This window comes from Pseudomonas sp. UBA4194 (assembly GCF_002379585.1).
Lineage (GTDB): Bacteria > Pseudomonadota > Gammaproteobacteria > Pseudomonadales > Pseudomonadaceae > Aquipseudomonas.
In genome coordinates, this window is record NZ_DFUE01000058.1 from 1 (window position 1) to 20559 (window position 20559).

General features: G+C 62.8%; 20 protein-coding genes. 11 read left to right on the forward strand and 9 right to left on the reverse strand.

Annotated elements, in window-relative coordinates; genetic code table 11:
• Positions 1–36: 36 nt before the first annotated feature.
• Both aroE and hemF read right to left on the reverse strand, forming a co-directional pair.
• Positions 37–858, reverse strand: coding sequence for a shikimate dehydrogenase (gene aroE, locus B3397_RS14685; protein WP_296251329.1), 822 nt, complete (start codon positions 856–858; stop codon positions 37–39).
• 25 nt (positions 859–883) lie between these two features.
• A complete protein-coding gene (hemF, locus tag B3397_RS14690; protein ID WP_296251330.1) occupies positions 884–1798 on the reverse strand; it encodes an oxygen-dependent coproporphyrinogen oxidase in 915 nt (304 codons plus the stop codon).
• A gap of 166 nt (positions 1799–1964) precedes the next feature.
• Between hemF and B3397_RS14695 the strand changes: the two genes are divergently transcribed.
• A complete protein-coding gene (locus B3397_RS14695; RefSeq protein WP_296251332.1) occupies positions 1965–2936 on the forward strand; it encodes an NADPH:quinone reductase in 972 nt (323 codons plus the stop codon).
• Between the two features lie 354 nt (positions 2937–3290).
• Here the strand turns inward: B3397_RS14695 and B3397_RS14700 are convergent, their stop codons facing one another.
• The 3 genes from B3397_RS14700 to B3397_RS14710 all read right to left on the reverse strand — a co-directional run bounded on the left by B3397_RS14700 (position 3291) and on the right by B3397_RS14710 (position 6202).
• Positions 3291–3845 (reverse strand): L-threonylcarbamoyladenylate synthase, encoded by a 555-nt coding sequence (locus tag B3397_RS14700; RefSeq protein WP_296251333.1) that lies wholly within the window; start codon positions 3843–3845, stop codon positions 3291–3293.
• Between the two features lie 37 nt (positions 3846–3882).
• Positions 3883–4989, reverse strand: a complete 1107-nt coding sequence (gene dprA, locus B3397_RS14705) for a DNA-processing protein DprA (protein ID WP_296251335.1) — start codon at positions 4987–4989, stop codon at positions 3883–3885.
• Between the two features lie 187 nt (positions 4990–5176).
• Entirely contained in the window at positions 5177–6202 is a 1026-nt protein-coding gene (locus B3397_RS14710; protein WP_296251338.1) for a LysM peptidoglycan-binding domain-containing protein, read from the reverse strand.
• 71 nt (positions 6203–6273) lie between these two features.
• Here B3397_RS14710 and def point away from each other — a divergent pair, with 71 nt between their 5' ends.
• The 5 genes from def (at position 6274) to B3397_RS14735 (ending at position 10862) form a co-directional block, all read left to right on the forward strand.
• Positions 6274–6780, forward strand: a complete 507-nt coding sequence (gene def, locus B3397_RS14715; RefSeq protein ID WP_296251340.1) for a peptide deformylase — start codon at positions 6274–6276, stop codon at positions 6778–6780.
• Between the two features lie 137 nt (positions 6781–6917).
• The gene (gene fmt / locus B3397_RS14720) at positions 6918–7850 is read left to right on the forward strand and encodes a methionyl-tRNA formyltransferase (RefSeq protein ID WP_296251343.1); all 933 of its coding nucleotides are present in this window, start codon (positions 6918–6920) and stop codon (positions 7848–7850) included.
• On the forward strand, positions 7847–9160 hold the full coding sequence (gene rsmB, locus B3397_RS14725) for a 16S rRNA (cytosine(967)-C(5))-methyltransferase RsmB (protein WP_296251345.1): 1314 nt from the start codon (positions 7847–7849) through the stop codon (positions 9158–9160). The genes fmt and rsmB overlap by 4 nt, the downstream gene beginning before the upstream one ends.
• A 10-nt stretch (positions 9161–9170) precedes the next feature.
• On the forward strand, positions 9171–10544 hold the full coding sequence (trkA, locus tag B3397_RS14730) for a Trk system potassium transporter TrkA (RefSeq protein ID WP_296251347.1): 1374 nt from the start codon (positions 9171–9173) through the stop codon (positions 10542–10544).
• A gap of 12 nt (positions 10545–10556) precedes the next feature.
• Positions 10557–10862 (forward strand): tetratricopeptide repeat protein, encoded by a 306-nt coding sequence (locus B3397_RS14735; protein ID WP_296251348.1) that lies wholly within the window; start codon positions 10557–10559, stop codon positions 10860–10862.
• A gap of 75 nt (positions 10863–10937) precedes the next feature.
• Here the strand turns inward: B3397_RS14735 and B3397_RS14740 are convergent, their stop codons facing one another.
• A complete protein-coding gene (locus tag B3397_RS14740; RefSeq protein WP_296251350.1) occupies positions 10938–11825 on the reverse strand; it encodes a lysophospholipid acyltransferase in 888 nt (295 codons plus the stop codon).
• A 48-nt stretch (positions 11826–11873) separates the two neighbouring features.
• Entirely contained in the window at positions 11874–12425 is a 552-nt protein-coding gene (locus B3397_RS14745) for a DNA-3-methyladenine glycosylase I (protein WP_296251352.1), read from the reverse strand.
• Between the two features lie 83 nt (positions 12426–12508).
• Here B3397_RS14745 and glyQ point away from each other — a divergent pair, with 83 nt between their 5' ends.
• The 4 genes from glyQ to B3397_RS14765 are packed head-to-tail and all read left to right on the forward strand — an operon-like array spanning position 12509 to position 16835.
• A complete protein-coding gene (glyQ, locus tag B3397_RS14750; RefSeq protein ID WP_296251354.1) occupies positions 12509–13462 on the forward strand; it encodes a glycine--tRNA ligase subunit alpha in 954 nt (317 codons plus the stop codon).
• Positions 13459–15513 carry a glycine--tRNA ligase subunit beta gene (glyS, locus tag B3397_RS14755; protein WP_296251356.1) on the forward strand — a complete coding sequence of 685 codons (2055 nt, stop codon included), beginning with the start codon at positions 13459–13461 and terminating at the stop codon, positions 15511–15513. The genes glyQ and glyS overlap by 4 nt, the downstream gene beginning before the upstream one ends.
• Positions 15514–15516: 3 nt before the next feature.
• Positions 15517–16050 (forward strand): D-glycero-beta-D-manno-heptose 1,7-bisphosphate 7-phosphatase, encoded by a 534-nt coding sequence (gene gmhB / locus B3397_RS14760; protein WP_296251358.1) that lies wholly within the window; start codon positions 15517–15519, stop codon positions 16048–16050.
• A 14-nt stretch (positions 16051–16064) separates the two neighbouring features.
• On the forward strand, positions 16065–16835 hold the full coding sequence (locus tag B3397_RS14765; protein ID WP_296251360.1) for a lysophospholipid acyltransferase family protein: 771 nt from the start codon (positions 16065–16067) through the stop codon (positions 16833–16835).
• A gap of 221 nt (positions 16836–17056) precedes the next feature.
• On the opposite strand, the gene B3397_RS14770 is transcribed toward B3397_RS14765, so the two are convergent.
• Entirely contained in the window at positions 17057–18679 is a 1623-nt protein-coding gene (locus B3397_RS14770) for an MFS transporter (RefSeq protein ID WP_296251361.1), read from the reverse strand.
• A 59-nt stretch (positions 18680–18738) separates the two neighbouring features.
• On the opposite strand from B3397_RS14770, the gene B3397_RS14775 reads away from it, so the two are divergent.
• Positions 18739–18879 carry a hypothetical protein gene (locus B3397_RS14775; protein WP_296251362.1) on the forward strand — a complete coding sequence of 47 codons (141 nt, stop codon included), beginning with the start codon at positions 18739–18741 and terminating at the stop codon, positions 18877–18879.
• A gap of 6 nt (positions 18880–18885) precedes the next feature.
• Here B3397_RS14775 and B3397_RS14780 read toward each other — a convergent pair whose 3' ends face one another.
• A complete protein-coding gene (locus B3397_RS14780; protein WP_296251364.1) occupies positions 18886–20535 on the reverse strand; it encodes a GMC family oxidoreductase in 1650 nt (549 codons plus the stop codon).
• Positions 20536–20559: the final 24 nt, after the last annotated feature.

A 20559-nucleotide genomic window follows, 5' to 3' on the forward strand; every position in this document is an offset into this window, starting at 1 on the left:
GGACCATTCACCACCGATCTCGAACCAGACCCTCACCTACCGCGCCATCTCCTCGCGCAACCTGCGCAACACCGGCCCGGTGTCCACCGCGACGCCGCGCCAGTAGGTGAACGCCTCCGCGGCCTGTTCCACCAGCATGCCGAACCCATCCAGCGACAACCTCGCCCCATGCTGGCTGGCCCAGCGGCAGAACGGCGTTGGCTCCTTGCCGTACATCATGTCGTAACACACCGTCACACCCGGCTCGATCAAGCTGCCGGCAATCGGCGGCAGATCACCCGCCAGGCTCGCCGAGGTGGCGTTGATGATGATATCCACAGGCTCTTCCAGCCAGTCGAAACCACTGGCCGCCACCGGCCCCAGGTCAGCGAAGATCTGCGCCAGATGCTCGGCCTTCTCCACCGTGCGATTGGCAATCACCAACGACACCGGCTGTTCCTGCAGCAACGATTCGATCACCCCGCGCACCGCGCCGCCGGCACCCAGCAGCAGCACACGCTTGCCGGTGAGACTGACCCCGGCATTGACCGTAAGGTCGCGCACCAGGCCCACACCGTCGGTGTTGTCGCCGCGCAGGCTGCCATCGGGCAGCAGGGTCAGCATGTTCACGGCGCCGGCACGCTCGGCGCGAGGGGTCAACACGCTGCACAGGCGGAAGGCCTCTTCCTTGAACGGCACAGTGACATTGGCGCCCAGACCTTCCTTGAAGAAGCCCAGCGCGCAGCTGGCGAAATCGTCGATCGGTGCCAGCAGAGTGCTGTAGTCCAACACCTGGTCGGTTTGCTCGGCGAACAGGCGGTGGATCGCCGGCGATTTGCTGTGGCCGACCGGGTTGCCGAACACGACGTAGCTGTCCATGGGGAAATTCCTGAATCCAGAGAAGTTAGTGAGCGCCGAGCCAGTCGCGGTCCTGCAGGAAGTACTCGGTCAGCCGAGCCTCTTCGGTGCCGGGCAGGGCTTTCCAATCGTAGCCCCAGCGTACTTGCGGCGGCAGCGACATGAGGATCGACTCGGTGCGACCGCCCGATTGCAGCCCGAACAGAGTGCCGCGGTCGTAGACCAGGTTGAACTCGACGTAGCGGCCGCGGCGAAACGCCTGAAACTCACGCTGCTGCTCCGTGTAGGGCTGCGCCTTGCGCCGTTGCACGATGGGCAGGTAGGCGTCGATGAAGGCGTCGCCGATGACCCGCATGAAAGCGAAGCTGGTATCGAAGTCCCATTCATTCAGATCGTCGAAGAACAAGCCGCCCACGCCACGGGGTTCGTTGCGGTGCTTGATGTGGAAGTAGCGATCGCACCAGGCCTTGTAACGTGGGTAGACGTCCGCCCCGAACGGGCGGCAGGCCTGTTCGGCGATGCGGTGCCAGTGCACGCAGTCTTCTTCGTTGCCGTAGTACGGGGTCAGGTCGAAACCGCCGCCGAACCACCATACCGGCTCCTCGCCTTCTTTTTCAGCGATGAAGAAGCGCACATTGGCGTGGGAAGTCGGTACGTGCGGATTACGCGGGTGGATCACCAGAGAGACGCCGAGCGCCTCGAATCCGCGCCCGGCCAATTCCGGCCGATGGGCGCTGGCCGATGGCGGCAGGCCGGTACCGTGCACGTGAGAGAAATTCACCCCGCCTTTCTCGATCAGCTCGCCGTTCTCGATCACCCGGGTGCGGCCACCCCCTCCGGCCGCACGGGTCCAGGCATCTTCGACGAAGCGAGCGCTGCCGTCCTCAGCCTGCATCGCACTGCAAATGCGGTCTTGCAGGTCCAGTAGATAGGCTTTGACGGCCTCGGTGCGGGTATTCATGGCATCACCTTGGATAGGGGCGAGCGCCGGCCAGCCTGTGGATAACGGCGGTCGGCGGCGAAGTCGGCGCGTAGCATAGCATTGCCATCCACGCGAGACAGTTGACGGCGATCACGCAAAAGCGTCCGATGGTGGCTTTCAGCCGAACGACAGCAGGAGAAAGCAGATGGCAAAGCGTATCCAGTTCAGCTCCAACGGCGGGCCCGAGGTCCTCGAGTTCGTCGACTACGAACCCAAGGACCCAGGTCCACAGGAAATTCGCGTGCGTAACCATGCGATCGGCCTGAACTACATCGACACCTATTTTCGCAGTGGCCTGTACCCCGCGCCTCTGCCGTCGGGGCTCGGCACCGAGGCCGCTGGCGTGGTCGATGCAGTAGGCAGCGAGGTGACCCAGTTCAAGGTGGGTGACCGCGTGGCTCACGCTGGAGGGCCGCTGGGGGCCTACAGCGAACTGCACGTGTTGCCCGCCGCCGCGGTCGTCAAGCTGCCCGACAGCATTACCTTCGAACAGGCCGCGGCCGTGATGCTCAAGGGCCTGACCGTGCAGTACCTGTTGCGCCAGACGTACCGAGTGGAAGCCGGCGAGACCATTCTGTTCCATGCCGCTGCCGGAGGCGTGGGCTCACTGGCCTGTCAGTGGGCCGCCGCTTTGGGCGTCAAGCTCATCGGCACCGTGAGTTCGGCGGCTAAGGCGCAACGTGCCAAGGCGCTGGGTGCCTGGGAAACCATCGACTACAGCCATGAAGACGTGGCCGCCAGGGTGCTGGAGCTGACCGGGGGCAAGAAATGCCCGGTGGTGTATGACGGCGTTGGCAAGGACACCTGGGAAACCTCGCTCGATTGTGTCGAACCACGAGGTTTGCTGGTGAGCTTCGGCAATGCGTCCGGGGCGGTGAGCGGAGTGAATCTGGGCGTGCTGTCGCAGAAGGGCTCGCTGTACGTGACCCGTCCGACGCTAGCGACCTACGCAGTGCCGGGCGCGCTGCAGGGCATGGCCGATGAGCTGTTCGAGATGATCGCCAGTGGCAAGCTGAAAGTGGAAATCAGCCAGCAGTATGCGTTGAAGGATGCGGCGCAGGCGCAGACGGCGTTGGCGGCGCGGGAAACGGTCGGGTCCACTATTCTGGTGCCTTGAGGGCATCGGGGGTTGACTGGGGGGCGGGGGTGAATGGTCCCCTCACCCCAGCCCTCTCCCTGAGGGAGAGGGAGCCGATCACCGCCAGCCGATCCGCCGCAGTCTGCCTTTAGCTCCCTCTCCGTGAGGCAGGGGGCCGATCACCGCCAGCCGATCCGCCGCAGTCTGCCTTTAGCTCCCTCTCCCTGAGGGAGGGGGCCGATCACCGCCAGCCGATCCACCGCAGTCTGCCTTTAGCTCTCTCTCCCCCAGGGAGAGGGGGCCTATCACCGTCAGCCGATCCACCGCAGTTTGCCTTTAGCTCCCCCTCCCCCAGGGAGAGGGCTGGGGTGAGGGGACCATTCACCACAACACTCAAGGCCGAATCACTTCGCCCGTCACCAGATCCCTGATCACACTCGGGCTCTTCCTGCCGCCCAAGGCACCCCCCAGCACCCAATCCACCTCCCCGCGAAAATACTGCTCCACCCGCAGCCGTGAGCGCGCCGCAGGGCGGCCGCTGCGGTTGGCCGAGGTCGACACCAGAGGCCCCACCAGGGCGCACAATTCCCGCACCTGGGGGTGATCACTTACCCGCAGCGCCACACTGTCATGCTGACCGGTGATCCACTCGGGCAGCAAATCCTGATGCGGCACCAGCCAGGTGTTCGGTCCGGGCCAGGTGGCCGCCATGCGGTCGATCCAATCTTCGGGGAAGTCTTCGAAGAGGAAGTCGAACTGACGGATATTATCGGCAATCAGGATCAAACCCTTGTCCACCGAGCGTTCCTTGATCGCCAGCAAGCGATAGACCGCTTCTTCGTCCCACGGATCGCAACCCAAGCCCCAGACAGCCTCGGTGGGATAGGCAATCACTGCGCCCGCTCGAATCTCGCGCGCTGCTTGCTGCACACGCCAACTGCTCACCATCTGCTGTCACTCCGCTAGGAAACTTGCGCCAGTGTACTTAGCTGACACGCGCAAACCAACGACCTGCCTGATTGATCACACGGCCTTCGAGCTCAAGTTCAGTCAGTTGCGTCATGACCTGGGGCAGCGACCAGCCAGAGGCCTGCACCAGCGCCTCTGTCGTGTGCGCCGCAGCGATCAACAGCTTCAACAACGGGTCGTCGTTGTACAACGGTGCCACCGGGACCTCCACCGGCACGTGTTTCCAGCCCTGCAGGCCTTCGAGGATGTGCTCGATGGTTTCCACCAGCTGGGCGCCATCGCGAATCAACTGATGACAGCCACGTGCGCCGGGATGATGAATGGAGCCGGGCAGGGCCCACACTTCCCGACCATGCTCGGCCGCCAGGCGTGCGGTAATCAGCGAGCCGCTGGCCGGGCTGGCCTCGATAACCAACACACCCAGGGACAGGCCGCTGATGATTCGGTTGCGCCGAGGAAAGTTGCCGGGTTGGGCTGAAGCGGTCAGGGGAAACTCGGAAACCAGCGCGCTGCCGTGGTCGAGCATGGCTTGCGCGAGTGCGCGGTGCTTCTGTGGATAAAATTTTTCAAGCCCTGTGCCAAGCACACCGATGGTTCGCCCATCCACGTCCAGAGCCGCCTGATGAGCCGCGCCGTCGATCCCCAACGCCAGCCCGCTGGTGATGACGAATCCGGCCTTGGCCAGGCTCCTGGCAAAGCTTCGGGCGTTGTCCAGGCCCGGCGGCGACGCCCGCCGGCTGCCGACGATGGCCAACTGAGGTTTGTCCAACAGGGCAGGCTCGCCGGCGACCCAGAGCAGCGGTGGAGGGTCGGCAATTTCCGCCAACAGTGCCGGGTACTCAGGCTGGTCCCACATCAGCAAATGCTGGCCGGAACGCTCTAGCCAGGCCATGGCAGCGGTGGCAGCACGGATGATTTCGGGATCGCTACGGGCGTTGGTCGCGCTGTTCGGCAGGCCAAGCGCGCGCCAGCCCGAAGCCGGCGCCTGGAGGGCATCGACCGCAGTGCCGAAGGCGGCGATCAGTTTATGAAAGCGCTGCGAGCCGATGTCCGGCACATGGTGCAGGCGCAGGCGGGCTTCAATTTCCGTGCAGCGGGTGAGGGCGGTATCGAAAAGCGGCATCCGATCATCCTTGAGTCGGCAGGCTCGCAAGCAGCAGGACAAGCTGTGGATAACTCTGTGCAAAAGTAGCAGCGGCGTGAGCCGCGTCGGCGTTTTCCCGTGGTTGAGATCGGGACCCGTTGGGATCAAGATCAAGATCAAGATCAAGATCAAGATCAAGGGCGACGCGGCTTACGCCGCTGCTACGTTAGGGGTTGCGTACTTTGTCCATTACTGCCAACGAGCGGTTGGCGTTGAGGATCAAACCATAGCTGAGCTTTTCATAAGTGCGGAACACCATGAGCAACCCGGAGCGCTCATCGGGGACTTTGATCTGCTCGCCAGTGATGCGATCACGCACCGTTTCGCCGGTCTTGTACACCGCCAGAACGTTGCCCTCGTTGAGTCCGTCGCGTTTTCCTCGGTTCAGGGTGACCACGTCGTACTTGCCGATCTGTGTAACACCCCGTGGCACATCTATGATCACGCCGTTGATGTCGGTGCTCGGTGGACTGGGGAAAAACGTCGAGTTCACCGCGCGCTGCTCGTCGCTGAACAGTCGGTCGCCCAACCGCACTTCTTCGCTGGAGCGCTGCAGCACCAGGGTGGAGATGTCGCCTTCGCTGGCAACGATCTCGCCCCCGCCGATATTGTCCGCGTTGATGCCCAGAAACTCCTGGGTGACCGGGTCGGTGTAGGTCTTGGCCTGACGGAAGATGCCGTACACCGACTGGCTCGGGTCGAAGGTGCCGCGTGCATAGATGCGATCGCCCATGCCACTGAGCACGCGCTCGGCATTGCCGGCGACGATGTACGGCGCCTGCTCGAAGTCTTCGGGTTTGTCCATGATGCGATTGCTGAGCAGGAAACTGTTGATCGACTCCAGCGGAATGCTCGGAATCGCATCGGCCACCGGCGTGCTGCGTACCCGTGGCGAGAGTTTGATGGTGCCGCGCGAGGCCCCGCGTTCGAGCATGAGCTGAGGCTGACCATCGACGAAGCTGAGCACCAGCGAGTCGCCCGGGTAGATCAGGTCGGGGTCGGCGATCTGCGGATTGGCGTGCCACAGATGCGGCCACTGCCAGGGCTGGCTGAGAAATTTTCCGGAAATGTCCCAGAGTGTGTCACCGCGAACCACCGTGTAACGCTGCGGGTAGCCATCCTTGAGCTGCACCTGCGCCTGCACCACGCTGGCGAACGCCACCAGTAGCAGGGCGAGTAGTGATTTCCTCATGCCGTGAATCCCTTTATCATGTGTGCTCACGCGAAATACCGACTTTACCTCACAGTGCAGCAAATACGCATATGGCTATTTTAAACATCCTCGAATTTCCAGACCCGCGTCTGCGCACCCTCGCCAAACCGGTGACGGTGGTGGACGACGAAGTTCGCCGGTTGATCGATGACATGTTTGAAACCATGTACGAAGCCCCTGGCATCGGTCTGGCCGCCACCCAGATCAACGTGCACAAGCGCATCGTGGTCATGGACCTGTCCGAAGATCGCAGCGAACCGCGGGTGTTCATCAACCCCGAATTCGAATCGCTGACCGACGAGATGGACCAGTACCAGGAAGGCTGCCTGTCGGTGCCCGGCTTCTACGAGAACGTCGATCGCCCGCAGAAGGTCAAGGTCAAGGCCCTGGACCGTGACGGCAAGCCCTACGAGCTGATCGCCGAAGGCCTGCTGGCGGTGTGCATCCAGCACGAGTGCGACCACCTCAACGGCAAGCTGTTCGTCGACTACCTGTCCACGCTCAAGCGCGACCGAATCAAGAAGAAGCTGGAAAAACTGCACAAGCAGCAGGCGTGATCCGCGCCTGCGGCACTCCATGCGCAAGCAGGCGGTAGCGGTGAAGGGGCTCGACCTGTAACACCGAGTCGCCTCTTTCACGGCTGTACGCCGCCCTTGCAGGTTTTGCGTTCGTCCCCTCTATCAGCGAGAACTCCATGCGCATCGTCTTCGCGGGCACTCCCGAGTTTGCCGCCGAACACCTCAAGGCCCTGCTGGCCAGCCCCCACGACATCGTTGCCGTGTACACCCAACCTGACCGTCCGGCAGGCCGTGGCCAGAAGCTCATGCCCAGCCCGGTGAAACAACTGGCCCTGGAGCACGGCATCCCGGTACTGCAACCCCCGAGCCTGCGTGCCCCAGAGGCCCAGGCTGAACTCGCGGCGCTGGCGCCTGAGTTGATGGTGGTGGTGGCTTATGGCTTGATCCTGCCTCAGGGGGTGCTGGACATACCCCGCCTGGGCTGCATCAACAGCCACGCTTCGCTGCTGCCACGCTGGCGCGGTGCCGCGCCGATCCAGCGCGCCGTGCAGGCTGGCGACGCCGAGAGCGGCGTGACCGTGATGCGCATGGAGGCAGGCCTGGACACGGGCCCCATGCTGCTCAAGGTCAGCACGCCGATCAGTGCCCAGGACACCGGCGGCAGCCTGCACGATCGCCTGGCGCAGATGGGCCCGGCCGCGGTGCTCGAAGCTATCGATGGGTTGGCCCAAGGTACGTTGGTAGGTGAGGTGCAGGATGACAGCCTGGCCAACTACGCTCACAAGCTGAACAAAGACGAAGCCCGCATCGACTGGACCCGCCCGGCCATCGAGCTGGAGCGCCTGGTGCGTGCGTTCTTCCCCTGGCCGATCTGCCACAGCACCTTGCACGGTGAAGCCGTCAAGGTGCTGGCCGCGCAGTTGGACGAGGGCACCGGCCAGCCGGGTGAAATCATTGCAGCCAGCAAGGAGGGCTTGACGGTGGCGTGCGGCGCCCAGGCCCTGCGCCTGACCCGCCTGCAATTGCCCGGTGGCAAGGCGCTCAACTTCAGCGACCTGTTCAACAGCCGTCGCGAGAAATTCCTGGTCGGCACGGTGCTGGGTCAATGAACCCGCGTCTAGCGGCGGCCCGCGCCCTGGCCGCAGTGTTGAATGGCAAGGCCTCGCTCAACAGCTCTCTGCCCAAAGAACTGGACAAGGTCGAGGCGCGTGATCGCGGCCTGACCCAGGACCTTGCCTTCGGCACCGCGCGCTGGCAACCGCGCCTCGACGCTTTGGCCGAGCGCTTGCTGCAAAAGCCTTTCAAAGCCGCCGATGCCGATGTGCATGCCCTGTTGCTGGTGGGCTTGTATCAACTGCTGTACAGCCGCATCCCGGCTCACGCCGCCATTGGCGAAACGGTCGGCTGCGCTGACAAGCTGAAAAAGCCGTGGGCCAAGGCATTGCTCAACGCGGTCCTGCGTCGCGCCCAGCGCGAAAGCGCCGAGATCCTGGCTGAGCTGGAGCGGGACCCGGTGGTGCGCACCGCTCATCCGCGCTGGTTACAGAAGGCACTCAAGGCATTCTGGCCCGAGCAGTGGGAAGCCATCTGTGCCGCCAACAATGCCCATCCGCCGATGATTCTGCGGGTCAATCGTCGCCACCATAGCCGTGATGCCTATCTGGGGCTGCTCGCCGAACAGAACATCGCCGCCCAGGCCAGCCACTACAGCCGCGATGGCATCGTTCTGGAGCAAGCCTGCGATGTGCACGGCCTGCCAGGGTTCATCGAGGGCTGGGTGAGCGTGCAGGACGAGGCAGCCCAACTGGCGGCCGACCTGCTCGACCTTGCGCCCGGCCAGCGCGTATTGGACGCCTGCTGCGCGCCCGGCGGCAAGACCTGCCACATCCTCGAAGCCGAGCCGCAGCTGGCGGGCGTGGTGGCGGTGGACCTGGAGGAGAAACGCCTGGTACGCGTGCGCGAAAACCTCCAGCGCCTGGGCCTGGACGCGCAGCTGATCGCCGCCGATGGTCGCGATACTCCCGCCTGGTGGGACGGCAAGCCGTTCCAGCGCATTCTGCTCGACGCCCCCTGCTCTGCCACGGGAGTGATCCGCCGCCATCCGGACATCAAGCTGACGCGTCAGCCGGACGATATTGCGGCCCTGGCCACCCTGCAGGGCGAATTGCTCGACGCGCTCTGGCCCACCCTCGACGTGGGCGGCGTACTGCTCTACGCCACCTGCTCGACGCTGCCGACCGAGAACACCGAGGTGATCGAAGCGTTCCTGGCGCGTACCTCCGGCGCACGCGAACTGGACCTGGCGACGACGGCCGGCGTCAAGCAGCCCCACGGTCGACAGCTGCTGGCGCAACAAGGCGGTCACGACGGCTTCTATTATGCCAAGCTGATCAAGATCGCCGCCGCACGCGGCCACTGAGGAGTAGCGGATGAAGATCATCATCCTGGGCGCCGGGCAGGTTGGCGGCACGCTGGCCGAGCACCTGGCCGGCGAAGCCAATGACATCACCGTGGTCGATACCGACCCGGATCGCCTGCGGGCGCTGGGCGACCGCCTGGATATCCGCACGGTGCAGGGTCGTGGCTCGTTTCCCACGGTGCTGCGCCAGGCGGGCGCCGATGATGCCGACATGCTGGTGGCGGTGACCAACAGCGACGAGACCAATATGGTCGCCTGCCAGGTCGCCTACACCCTGTTTCACACCCCGACCAAGATCGCCCGGGTCCGCGAATCCGCTTACCTGACCCGCTCCGGCCTGTTCGACAACGATGCCATTCCGGTTGACGTGCTGATCAGTCCCGAGCAGGTGGTGACCAACTACATCAAGCGCCTGATCGAATACCCCGGCGCCCTGCAGGTGATCGATTTTGCCGGCGGCAAGGCCCAGCTGGTGGCGGTCAAGGCCTACTACGGCGGCCCGCTGGTGGGCCAGCAGCTGCGCCAGATTCGTCAGCACATGCCCAAGGTCGATACCCGGGTGGCGGCGATCTTTCGTCGCGACCGACCGATCCTGCCCCGCGGCGACACAGTGATCGAAGCGGATGACGAAGTGTTCTTCATCGCCGCCAAGGAAGACATCCGCGCGGTGATGAGCGAACTGCGCCGGGTCGACCAGAGCAACAAGCGCGTAGTGATTGCCGGTGGCGGCCAGATCGGCGAGCGTCTGGCCGAGGCCATCGAGAGCCGCTACCAGGTCAAGATCATCGAGATGAATCCGGCTCGTTGTCGCTACCTGTCCGATACCCTGGACAGCACCGTGGTGCTGCAAGGCAGTGCCTCGGACCGCGACCTCATGCTGGAAGAAAACATTGCCCAGGCGGATATCTTCCTGGCCCTGACCAACGACGACGAAGCCAACATCATGTCGTCGCTGCTGGCCAAGCGTCTTGGGGCGCGCAAGGTCATGACCATCATCAACAACCCTGCCTATGTGGACCTGGTCCAGGGCGGCGAGATCGACATCGCCCTGAGCCCGCAGCTGGCCACCATCGGCACCTTGCTGGCGCATGTGCGCCGCGGCGATATCGTCAGCGTTCACTCTCTGCGCCGCGGCGCGGCGGAGGCCATCGAGGCGATTGCCCACGGCGATGCCAAGTCCAGCAAGGTGATCGGCAAGCCCATCGAGACCATCGCGCTGCCGCCAGGCACCACCATCGGCGCGATCATCCGCGACGATCAGGTGATCATCGCCCACGACGATACGGTGATCGAGGCAGGTGACCATGTGATCCTTTTCGTTGTGGATAAAAAATACATCCGCGACGTGGAAAAGCTGTTCCACGTGGGCCTGAGCTTTTTCTAAGGAGTCGACACCATGCTTGAGTCACTGGAAAAGATGCTCGCCAAGGGTGTGGATAACTCGCTGCTGCGCTTTGGTCTGGGCAAGGGCTACCTGGACCTGGGCGAGCACGCCAGGGCGGCGGAACACCTGGCGCGCTGCGTCGAGCTGGACCCTAAATATTCGGCAGCATGGAAGCTGCTGGGCAAGGCGCATGTCGGGGCAGGTGCGCCCGCACTGGCCCGTGGCGCCTGGGAGCAGGGTATCGCGGCTGCGCAGGCCCAGGGTGACAAGCAGGCGGAGAAGGAGATGGTGGTGTTCTTGCGCAAGTTGGATCGCTAGGCGTCACGGCGATCCGGGAAGGGAGGCCTGGCGGGTGTCCTGCACCGCCCAGCCAGGGCGCGAACACCCCTCACTTCAATACCACTTGGCCTCGCCAGCCGGACGCTTCTTGAACCGCTTCATGCTCCACATGTACTGGCTCGGGTACGCCCGCACATATTTCTCGATCACCCCGCTCATCGCGGCCACCGACGTCTCGGTATCGGTGCTGTACATCGCCTCGGGCGCTGCTTCCAGGATAACCTTGTAGCCCGAGCCGTCGGGCAGGCGCAGCGCATGCAGAAACACCCCCACCGCCTTGCCACCGGCCAGCATGTTGGGCACGAACTTGCTGGTCAGCGCCACGGTGCCCAGGAAGGGCACGAAGATACCGGCCGATTCCGCCGGTTCCGGGTCGGCCGGAATGCCCACCTGCCCGCCTTTGCGCACTTCCTTGATGACACTGAGGATGCCTTCCTTGGTGGAAGCGGCCACTCGATTGCCCAACTGCACACGCTGCTTCTGCAGCAGTTCGTCGACCGCCTTGAGCTTGGGCGGACGGTAGAAGATGATCGGCTTGCACTGGTTGCAATAGAAGTGGTTGAGCACCTCCCAGTTGCCCAGGTGGCTGGTGATGCCGACCACGCCCTTGCCCGATGCCAGCGCATCCTTGAGCACGTCCAGCCCCTCGACCTCGCGCACCAGATCGAGTGAGCGCTGAGCGGGCCAGATCCACGCGCAGGCACTTTCGGTCAGTGTCTTGCCGATGTCCATCAGGCTGCGGCCCACCAGCTTCTCGCGCTCGACCGGGTCCATGTCGGGAAAACACTTGGCCAGGTTGATGCGCACCACCTCGCGGGAGCGGTTGGGCAGCTTCCACATCAGCCAGCCGATGCCCGCGCCCACGCGCTGCACGGTGCGCCACGGCAACAACGCGAACAACCGCAAGGCCCCGACCATCAAGGCCCCTTTGAACTTATCCACAGATCACTCCTTATTGCGCCCCGAATAGCCAAGGCCGCCATTCTAGCCTCAGTGGGACAATTCGGCGTAACGGTCGCAGTCCTGGGTGTGGTCCATGACCATGCCCGACGCCTGCATGAAGGCATAACAGATGGTGGGGCCGACGAAGGTAAAGCCGGCTTTTTTCAAGGCTTTGCTCATGGCCCTGGCTTCTTCGGTTTCAGTGGGGATCTCGCTGCGATCTCGCAGGTGGTTGATCTTTGGTTGCCCACCGACGAACGACCAGAGAAACGCCACCGGGTCTTCGAGCTGCAGCCACGCGCGAGCATTCTTGCGCACGCCATTGAGCTTGAGCCGATTGCGCACGATACCGGGGTCCTGCATCAAGACTTCGATCTCCTCGTCGCCGAGCTGCGCCAGCCGCTGGGGGTCGAAGCCGAACAGCACCTGGCGGTAGCGCTCGCGCTTGCGCAACACGGTTATCCACGACAGGCCGGCCTGGAACCCTTCGAGCAAAAGCAACTCGAACAGGGCGCCCGCCTCGCGCAGCGGCACGCCCCATTCCTGGTCGTGATAAGCCTGGTACAACGGGTCTTGGGTACACCAAAAGCAGCGAGGCATTAGGGCTCCATGGGTAGAGGCGCCGCGGATTCGCGGTATACTCCCGCTCTTTATATTCGCAGCCCTAGAAACAGGTGAATTTCGTGAGCCAGCCTACGCCAGCCGTGCGTACCTTCCAAGACTTGATCCTCGCCCTGCAACAATACTGGGCCGAGCAAGGTTGTGTGGTGCTTCAGCCCTACGATATGGAAGTGGGCGCCGGCACTTTTCATACCGCCACGTTCCTGCGCGCCGTGGGCCCGGAAACCTGGAACGCCGCCTACGTACAGCCCAGCCGCCGCCCGACTGACGGCCGCTACGGCGAGAACCCCAACCGCCTGCAGCACTACTACCAGTTCCAGGTGGTTCTCAAGCCCAATCCGGACAACTTCCAGGAGCTGTACCTGGGCTCGCTCAAGCACATCGGCCTGGACCCGCTGGTCCACGACGTGCGCTTCGTCGAAGACAACTGGGAATCGCCGACGCTGGGCGCCTGGGGTCTGGGCTGGGAAGTGTGGCTCAACGGTATGGAAGTCACCCAGTTCACCTATTTCCAGCAGGCCGGTGGCATCGAGTGCTACCCGGTCACCGGTGAAATCACCTACGGCCTGGAACGTCTGGCGATGTACCTGCAGGGCGTGGATTCGGTCTATGACCTGGTGTGGGCCGACGGCCCGTTCGGCAAGGTGACCTACGGCGACGTGTTCCACCAGAACGAAGTGGAGCAATCCACTTATAACTTCGAACACGCCAATGTCGACAAGCTGTTCGAACTGTTCGATTTCTACGAGAGCGAGGCCAAGCGCCTGCTCGAACTGGATCAGCCATTGCCGCTGCCAAGCTACGAGATGGTTCTGAAGGCTTCCCATACCTTCAACCTGCTTGATGCCCGCCGCGCCATCTCGGTCACTGCACGCCAGCAGTACATCCTGCGGGTACGCACCCTGGCTCGCGCCGTGGCCCAGGCCTACCTGATGGCCCGCGCCAAGCTGGGCTTCCCCATGGCGTCACCCGATCTGCGAGATGAAGTATTGGCCAAGCTGGAGGCTGCGCAATGAGTGCTCAAGATTTCCTGGTTGAACTGGGCACCGAAGAGCTGCCACCCAAGGCCCTGAACACCCTGGCCGACGCCTTCCTGGCGGGTATCGAGAAAGGCCTGCACGCTGCCGGCCTGAACTTTGCCGCCAAGAACGTCTACGCCGCACCCCGTCGCCTCGCCGTACTGATCACCGGCCTGGACATCCAGCAGCCGGACCGCAGCATCAACCTCGACGGACCGCCCTTGCAGGCCGCGTTCAACGCCGAAGGCGAGCCGACCCAGGCGGCGCTGGGCTTCGCCAAGAAATGCGGTGTGGACCTCAGCGAAATCGACCAGAGCGGTCCCAAGCTGCGTTTCAGCCAGAACATCGTCGGCAAGCCCACGGCCAGCCTGCTGCCGACCATCGTCGAAGACTCGCTCAACGACCTGCCGATTCCCAAGCGCATGCGCTGGGGCGCGCGCAAGGAAGAATTCGTACGGCCAACCCAATGGCTGGTGATGCTGCTGGGTGACGATGTCATCGACTGCACGATCCTGGCGCAGAAAGCCGGTCGTCATTCCCGTGGCCACCGCTTCCATCACCCCCAGGACGTGCGTATCGGCTCCCCCGCCAGCTACCGCGAGGACCTGCGTCAGGCCTACGTTCTGGCCGACGCCCATGAACGCCGCGAACTGATCGCCCGCCGCACCACGGAACTGGCCACTCAGCAGGAGGGCAGCGCCATTGTGCCGCCAGCCTTGCTGGAAGAAGTCACCGCGTTGGTCGAATGGCCGGTGCCGCTGGTGTGCTCCTTCGAGGAACGCTTCCTGGAAGTGCCTCAGGAAGCACTGATCACCACCATGCAGGACAACCAGAAATACTTCTGCCTGCTGGACGCCGACGGCAAGCTGCTGCCGCGCTTCATCACCGTGGCCAACATCGAGAGCAAGGATCCGCGCCAGATCGTCGAGGGCAACGAGAAAGTCGTTCGCCCACGCCTGACCGACGCCGAGTTCTTCTTCAACCAGGACAAGAAGCAGCCGCTGGAAACCTTCAACAACCGCCTCGAGAACGTGGTGTTCCAGGCGCAGTTGGGCAGTGTCTACGACAAGGCCGTAAGGGTTTCCAAACTGGCCGCCTTCATTGCCCCGCGTATCGGTGGCGACGCCCAGCGTGCGGCCCGCGCTGGCGTGTTGTCCAAGTGCGATCTGGCCACCGAGATGGTCGGCGAGTTCCCTGAAATGCAAGGCGTGGCGGGCTACTACTACGCCCTCAACGACGGCGAGCCGGAAGATGTGGCCCTGGCCCTCAACGAGCAGTACATGCCCCGTGGTGCAGGCGCTGAGCTGCCCAGCACCCTGACAGGTGCGGCCGTGGCCATCGCCGACAAGCTCGATACCCTGGTCGGCATCTTCGGTATCGGCATGCTGCCCACCGGTAGCAAGGACCCTTACGCCTTGCGCCGCGCAGCGCTGGGCATCCTGCGTATCCTGATCGACAAGCAGCTGGACCTGAACCTGAACGATGCCGTGGCCTTCGCCGTGTCGGCGCTCGGCACCCAGGTCAAGTCCGCCGGCCTGGCCGACCAGGTGCTGGAATTCATCTTCGACCGCCTGCGTGCACGCTACGAAGACGAAGGCACCGATGTCGCGACCTATCTGTCGGTACGCGCCCTGAAGCCAGGTTCGGCGCTGGACTTCGACCAGCGCGTGCAAGCCGTGCAGGCTTTCCGCCAGTTGCCGGAAGCGGCAGCTCTGGCGGCGGTGAACAAGCGTGTGTCGAACCTGCTGAGCAAGGCGGATGGCAAGATCGCCAGCACCGTGGAACCGAAGTACTTCGACAACGCCAATGAGTTCTCCCTGTATTCGGCCATCACCCAGGCCGACCAGGCCGTGGGCCCGATGGCGGCCGAGCGTCGCTATAACGAAGCGCTGACCCGTCTGGCTGCCCTGCGCGAGCCGGTCGATGCGTTCTTCGAAGCGGTGATGGTCAATGCCGAGGACGCCAACGTACGGGCCAACCGGTATGCCTTGCTGGCACGGCTGCGCGGTCTGTTCCTGGGCGTTGCCGACATTTCGTTGCTGGGGTAAGCCTTGAAACTGCTGATACTCGATCGCGATGGGGTCATCAATGAGGATTCCGACGCCTACATCAAGTCGGTTGCCGAGTGGTTGCCACTGCCCGGCGCGATCGAGGCCATCGCGCAGTTGAGCCGAGCCGGCTGGACGGTGGCCGTGGCCACCAACCAGTCCGGCATCGCGCGCGGATACTACGACCTGGCTACCCTGGACGCCATGCACGAGCGCTTGCGCGCGCTGGTGGCGGAGCAGGGCGGCGAGGTCGGCTTGATCGTCTATTGCCCCCACGGGCCAGACGATGCCTGCACCTGCCGCAAGCCGCGGCCAGGCATGCTGGAGACCATCGGCCAGCACTATGGCCAGCCCCTGACCGATATATGGTTCGTGGGCGACAGCCTGACCGATCTGCAAACCGCGCTGTCCGTGGGCGCCCAGCCGGTGCTGGTGAAAACCGGCAAAGGCCTGCGCACACTGGCCAAGGATCTGCCGACGAACACGTTGATCTTCGACGACCTGGCCGCAGTCGCCAGCCAACTTATCCACCCCTAACGGTATTAGCCGCCATGTCGACCTTGCGGGCGATCAGAATCTTTCTTTTTTACCTGCTGCTGGGCAGTACCGCGTTGCTGTGGTGCACCCTGAGCTTTTTCATTGCGCCGTTTCTGTCGTTCAAGGCGCGCTATCGCTTCATCAACGTCTACTGGTGTCGCTGTGCACTGTGGCTTACGCGGGTCATGCTGGGCATCGATGTGCAGGTCAAAGGCGCCGAGCACATCCCGACAACCCCTTGTGTGATCGTCTCCAATCACCAGAGCACCTGGGAAACCTTCTTCCTTTCCGCCTATTTCCAGCCACTGAGCCAAGTGCTCAAGCGCGAGCTGCTGTTCGTGCCGTTCTTCGGCTGGGCCATGGCCATGCTGAGGCCCATCGCCATTGACCGCGACAATCCCAAGGCGGCGCTCAAGGAAGTGGCAAGCAAGGGCGACGCCCTGCTCAAGGACGGTGTGTGGGTGTTGATCTTCCCTGAGGGGACCCGTGTGCCTTACGGCAAGATTGGCAAATTCACCCGCAGCGGCAGCGCGCTGGCGGTGAATGCCGAGCTACCGGTATTGCCCATCGCTCACAACGCCGGCAAGTACTGGCCCAAGGAAGGCTGGGGCAAGCACGCAGGCACGATCAAGGTGGTCATTGGCCAGCCGATGTATGCCGAAGGCACGGGGCCGCGCGCCATTGCGGCGCTCAATGATCGGGTTCAGGAGTGGAACGAGCAGACCCAGAAGGCCATGGGCGCATTGCCGGAAAACCCGGAAATAGAGCCCACGCCGGTGGTCTGATTTCTGTGGATAACTTGTGTATTGTTTTTCCAGTGGATTATTCAAAAGTCGTGTAAGTCATTGGATTAACGGCTTATTTTCTTTTGTGACGTTTTTGTGATTCTGGTGCATAAGTTTTTCAGGACCGGCGGTGGATGGTTCCCTTTCCCCTAGGGTAGATACGGCGGCCCAAGAGGGGCTGGGGTAGGGAGACCATCCATCGCAACGCTGATCCTCAAGCCTCACACTTTATCCAGATCCACGTTCTTGGTTTCCTTCAAACACAACATCCCCACCACGAAGCTCACCCCTGTCACCAGCACGGGGTACCAGAGCCCGTAGAAAATATCCCCCGTATACACCACCAGCGCGAACGACACTGTCGGCAGGAACCCCCCGAACCAGCCGTTACCAATGTGATAGGGCAGTGACAACGAGGTGTAGCGAATACGCGTGGGGAAAAGTTCGACCATCACCGCCGCCAGTGGCCCATAGGTCATGGTCGCAATCAGGATCATCGCGACGATGATCACCACCACCATGGTCTTGTTCACCAAAGTGGCATCGGCCTTCGCGGGGTAACCCGCCTGAGCGATCGCGGCACGCAGCGCGGCCTCGTCGTAGCCATTGATACGCTGCTCACCGACCGTCACTGCCACATCAGTGCCATCGCTTGGCGCCGCCGAGCTGTACGGCACGCCTGACTTGACCAGCAAGGTTTTGACCTTGTCGCAGGGGCTGTCGAATTTGGCTTTGCCCACTGGGTCGAACTGGAAGGTACAGGTGGCCGGGTCCGCCATCACGGTGACCGGGGCAGTGCGCGTGGCCTGGTCGATCTGTGGGTTGGCGTAGTGGCTCAGCGCTTTGAACAGCGGGAAGTAGGCGAACGTCGCCAGCAGCAACCCCAGCATCAGGATCGGCTTGCGGCCGATTCGATCCGATAGCCAGCCAAAGAACACGAAGAAGGGAGCGCCAATGACCACGCTGATGATCAGCAGCTGATTGGCCAGCGCCGGGTCCATCTTGAGCATCTGCGTCAGGAAGAACAACACGTAGAACTGCGCGCAGTAGAAGGTGACGGCCTGCCCGGCGTTGATGCTGAACAGCGCAGTCAGCACGATCTTCAGGTTCTGCCACGACCCAAAGGACTCGCGGATCGGCGATTTACTGGTCTTGCCTTCGGACTTCATCTTGGTGAAAGTCGGCGACTCGCTCAGGCTCATGCGGATCCAGGTGGAAATACCCAGCAGAACGATGGAAAGCAGGAACGGCAGGCGCCAGCCCCAGACTTCGAACTGATCACCACTGATGTAGCGGCAACCCAACACCACCAGCAGCGACAGCAGCAGGCCCAGGGTGGCGGTGGACTGAATCCAGCCGGTATGGAACCCGCGCTTGCCCGGTGGTGCATGCTCGGCCACATAGGTGGCGGCGCCGCCGTATTCTCCGCCCAGGGCCAGCCCCTGCAGCATGCGCAGGATCACCAGAATGATAGGGGCGGCAATACCAATGCTTGCGTACGTGGGCAGCAATCCCACGGCGAAGGTCGAAATACCCATCAGGATGATGGTCATGAGGAAGGTGTATTTGCGTCCGATCATGTCGCCCAGACGGCCAAACACCAGGGCCCCGAATGGCCGGACGAGGAAGCCGGCGGCAAAGGCCATCAACGCGAAGATGAACGCCGTGGTGTCGTTGACCCCGGCAAAGAACTGCTTGCTGATCACTGCGGCGAGGGCGCCGTACAGAAAGAAGTCGTACCACTCGAACACTGTGCCCAGCGAAGACGCGAAGATGATCTTCTTCTCATCGCTACGCGCCGCCGGTGCCGCTGCCGCGCCCTGCCGTTCCAGATAATCCGCCATGCTATCGTCCTTTGGCCCCGGTGGGGCACAGTGATTATTGTTGTTATCCGTAACAGGGCGTGAGCCGCGTCGCCTTTGATCCTGATCTTGCTTTTGAATGTCCTGCGCGAGATCAAGGGCAAGATCAAGATCAAGATCAAGATCAAGATCAAGATCAAGATCAAGATCAAGATCAAGATCAAGATCAAGATCAAGGGTGACGCGGCTTACGCCGCTGCTACAGTGGTGCGGGGGGTTGTGGTGGGTGTTGCGGGATCTCCTTCGAGGATCATCTGTGAAGCTTTTTCGGCAATCATCACCGTCGGGGAGCAGGTGTTGCCCGAGACGATCTGCGGCATGATCGAGGCATCTGCCACGCGCAGCCCGTCTATGCCATGGACCTTGAGTTTGGCGTCCACCACCGCGAGCGGATCGGCGCCCATGCGACACGTGCCCACCGGATGAAAGATAGTCGTTCCTATGCGTCTTGCCGCATCGCGTAGCTGATCATCGCTTTGCAGGTCGACGCCGGGCAGGTATTCCTCCGGTGCGAAACCCTGCAACGCCGAGCTCTGTACGATACGCCGGGTCAGGCGAATGGCATCGGCGGCCACTTGCAGATCTTCAGGATCACTGAGGTAGTTGGGATCGATCAGCGGTGCCACGTCCGGGTCGGCAGAGCGGATGTCTACCCGGCCACGGCTTTTCGGACGCAGGTTGCACACCGATGCGGTGAAGGCGGGGAAACTGTGCAGCGGCTCGCCGAAACGCTCCAGCGACAAGGGCTGCACGTGATACTCGAGGTTGGCCGTCGCCTGCGAAGGATCGGATTTGACGAACGCACCCAACTGGCTTGGAGCCATGGCCAAGGGTCCACTGCGGTCATAGAGATAGCGCACGCCCATGCCGAATTTTCCCCACAGGCTGTTGGCGACCTGGTTCAAGGTCCGGGTCTTGCTGACCTTGTAGACCAGGCGCAGCTGCAAGTGATCCTGCAAGTTGCCGCCCACGCCCGGAAGCTCATGCTGCACCTGGATACCGAGGCGCTCCAGCAGCGGCCGTGGGCCAATACCGGAGCGCTGTAGAATGCTCGGCGAGCCGATGGCGCCGGCACACAGGATCACTTCCCGGCGCGCGCGGAACTGATGTTCCACGTTTTGCCAGCGTCCCAGCACCGCCGTGGCCCGACCAGCCTCCAGCACCAATCGGTCGACTCGCACGCCGGTGTGGACGGTCAGGTTGGGGCGCTTGAGGGCAGGGCGCAGAAAGGCCTTTGCCGAATTCCAGCGAATACCTGCCTTCTGGTTGACCTGAAAGTATCCACAACCTTGATTGTCACCCGTGTTGAAGTCGTCCACGCTGGCAATTCCGCTCTGCTCTGCAGCGTCGCGGAAAGCCTCGAGGATCGGCCAGCGGTAGCGCTGCTGCTCCACGCGCCACTCACCCTTGGCGCTGTGATGCTCCGTATCGCCGGCGTAGTGGTTCTCGCTCTTGCGAAACAGTGGCAATACATCCTTCCAGGCCCAGCCCGGGTTGCCCAACGCTGCCCAATGGTCGTAGTCCGCCGCTTGGCCGCGCATGTAGATCATGCCATTGATCGACGAGCATCCGCCCAGCACCTTGCCGCGAGGATAGCTCAGGCTGCGGCCATCCAACCCGGGTTGAGGTTCGGTCTTGAAGCACCAGTCGGTGCGCGGATTGCCAATGCAGAACAGATAACCGACGGGAATGTGTATCCAGGCATAGTTGTCCTGCCCACCGGCTTCAAGCAGCAGCACGCTCACGCTGGGGTCGGCAGACAGACGATTGGCTAACAGACAGCCAGCGGGGCCAGCGCCGACAATGACGTAGTCATAGGAGGGTAGGGCTGATGGCATGGGGACCTCGCGCCGTTTTATTGT

What these genes read in the sequence shown, in the direction of transcription:
- B3397_RS14745 (WP_296251352.1), bottom strand. Translation starts at nt 12,425, where the DNA reads ATGCCTCGCTGCTTTTGGTGTACCCAAGACCCGTTGTACCAGGCTTAT.
- trkA (WP_296251347.1), top strand. Translation starts at nt 9,171, where the DNA reads ATGAAGATCATCATCCTGGGCGCCGGGCAGGTTGGCGGCACGCTGGCC.
- rsmB (WP_296251345.1), top strand. Translation starts at nt 7,847, where the DNA reads ATGAACCCGCGTCTAGCGGCGGCCCGCGCCCTGGCCGCAGTGTTGAAT.
- fmt (WP_296251343.1), top strand. Translation starts at nt 6,918, where the DNA reads ATGCGCATCGTCTTCGCGGGCACTCCCGAGTTTGCCGCCGAACACCTC.
- B3397_RS14710 (WP_296251338.1), bottom strand. Translation starts at nt 6,202, where the DNA reads ATGAGGAAATCACTACTCGCCCTGCTACTGGTGGCGTTCGCCAGCGTG.
- glyS (WP_296251356.1), top strand. Translation starts at nt 13,459, where the DNA reads ATGAGTGCTCAAGATTTCCTGGTTGAACTGGGCACCGAAGAGCTGCCA.
- aroE (WP_296251329.1), bottom strand. Translation starts at nt 858, where the DNA reads ATGGACAGCTACGTCGTGTTCGGCAACCCGGTCGGCCACAGCAAATCG.
- B3397_RS14700 (WP_296251333.1), bottom strand. Translation starts at nt 3,845, where the DNA reads ATGGTGAGCAGTTGGCGTGTGCAGCAAGCAGCGCGCGAGATTCGAGCG.
- B3397_RS14770 (WP_296251361.1), bottom strand. Translation starts at nt 18,679, where the DNA reads ATGGCGGATTATCTGGAACGGCAGGGCGCGGCAGCGGCACCGGCGGCG.
- def (WP_296251340.1), top strand. Translation starts at nt 6,274, where the DNA reads ATGGCTATTTTAAACATCCTCGAATTTCCAGACCCGCGTCTGCGCACC.
- B3397_RS14695 (WP_296251332.1), top strand. Translation starts at nt 1,965, where the DNA reads ATGGCAAAGCGTATCCAGTTCAGCTCCAACGGCGGGCCCGAGGTCCTC.
- B3397_RS14780 (WP_296251364.1), bottom strand. Translation starts at nt 20,535, where the DNA reads ATGCCATCAGCCCTACCCTCCTATGACTACGTCATTGTCGGCGCTGGC.
- B3397_RS14765 (WP_296251360.1), top strand. Translation starts at nt 16,065, where the DNA reads ATGTCGACCTTGCGGGCGATCAGAATCTTTCTTTTTTACCTGCTGCTG.
- B3397_RS14735 (WP_296251348.1), top strand. Translation starts at nt 10,557, where the DNA reads ATGCTTGAGTCACTGGAAAAGATGCTCGCCAAGGGTGTGGATAACTCG.
- hemF (WP_296251330.1), bottom strand. Translation starts at nt 1,798, where the DNA reads ATGAATACCCGCACCGAGGCCGTCAAAGCCTATCTACTGGACCTGCAA.
- dprA (WP_296251335.1), bottom strand. Translation starts at nt 4,989, where the DNA reads ATGCCGCTTTTCGATACCGCCCTCACCCGCTGCACGGAAATTGAAGCC.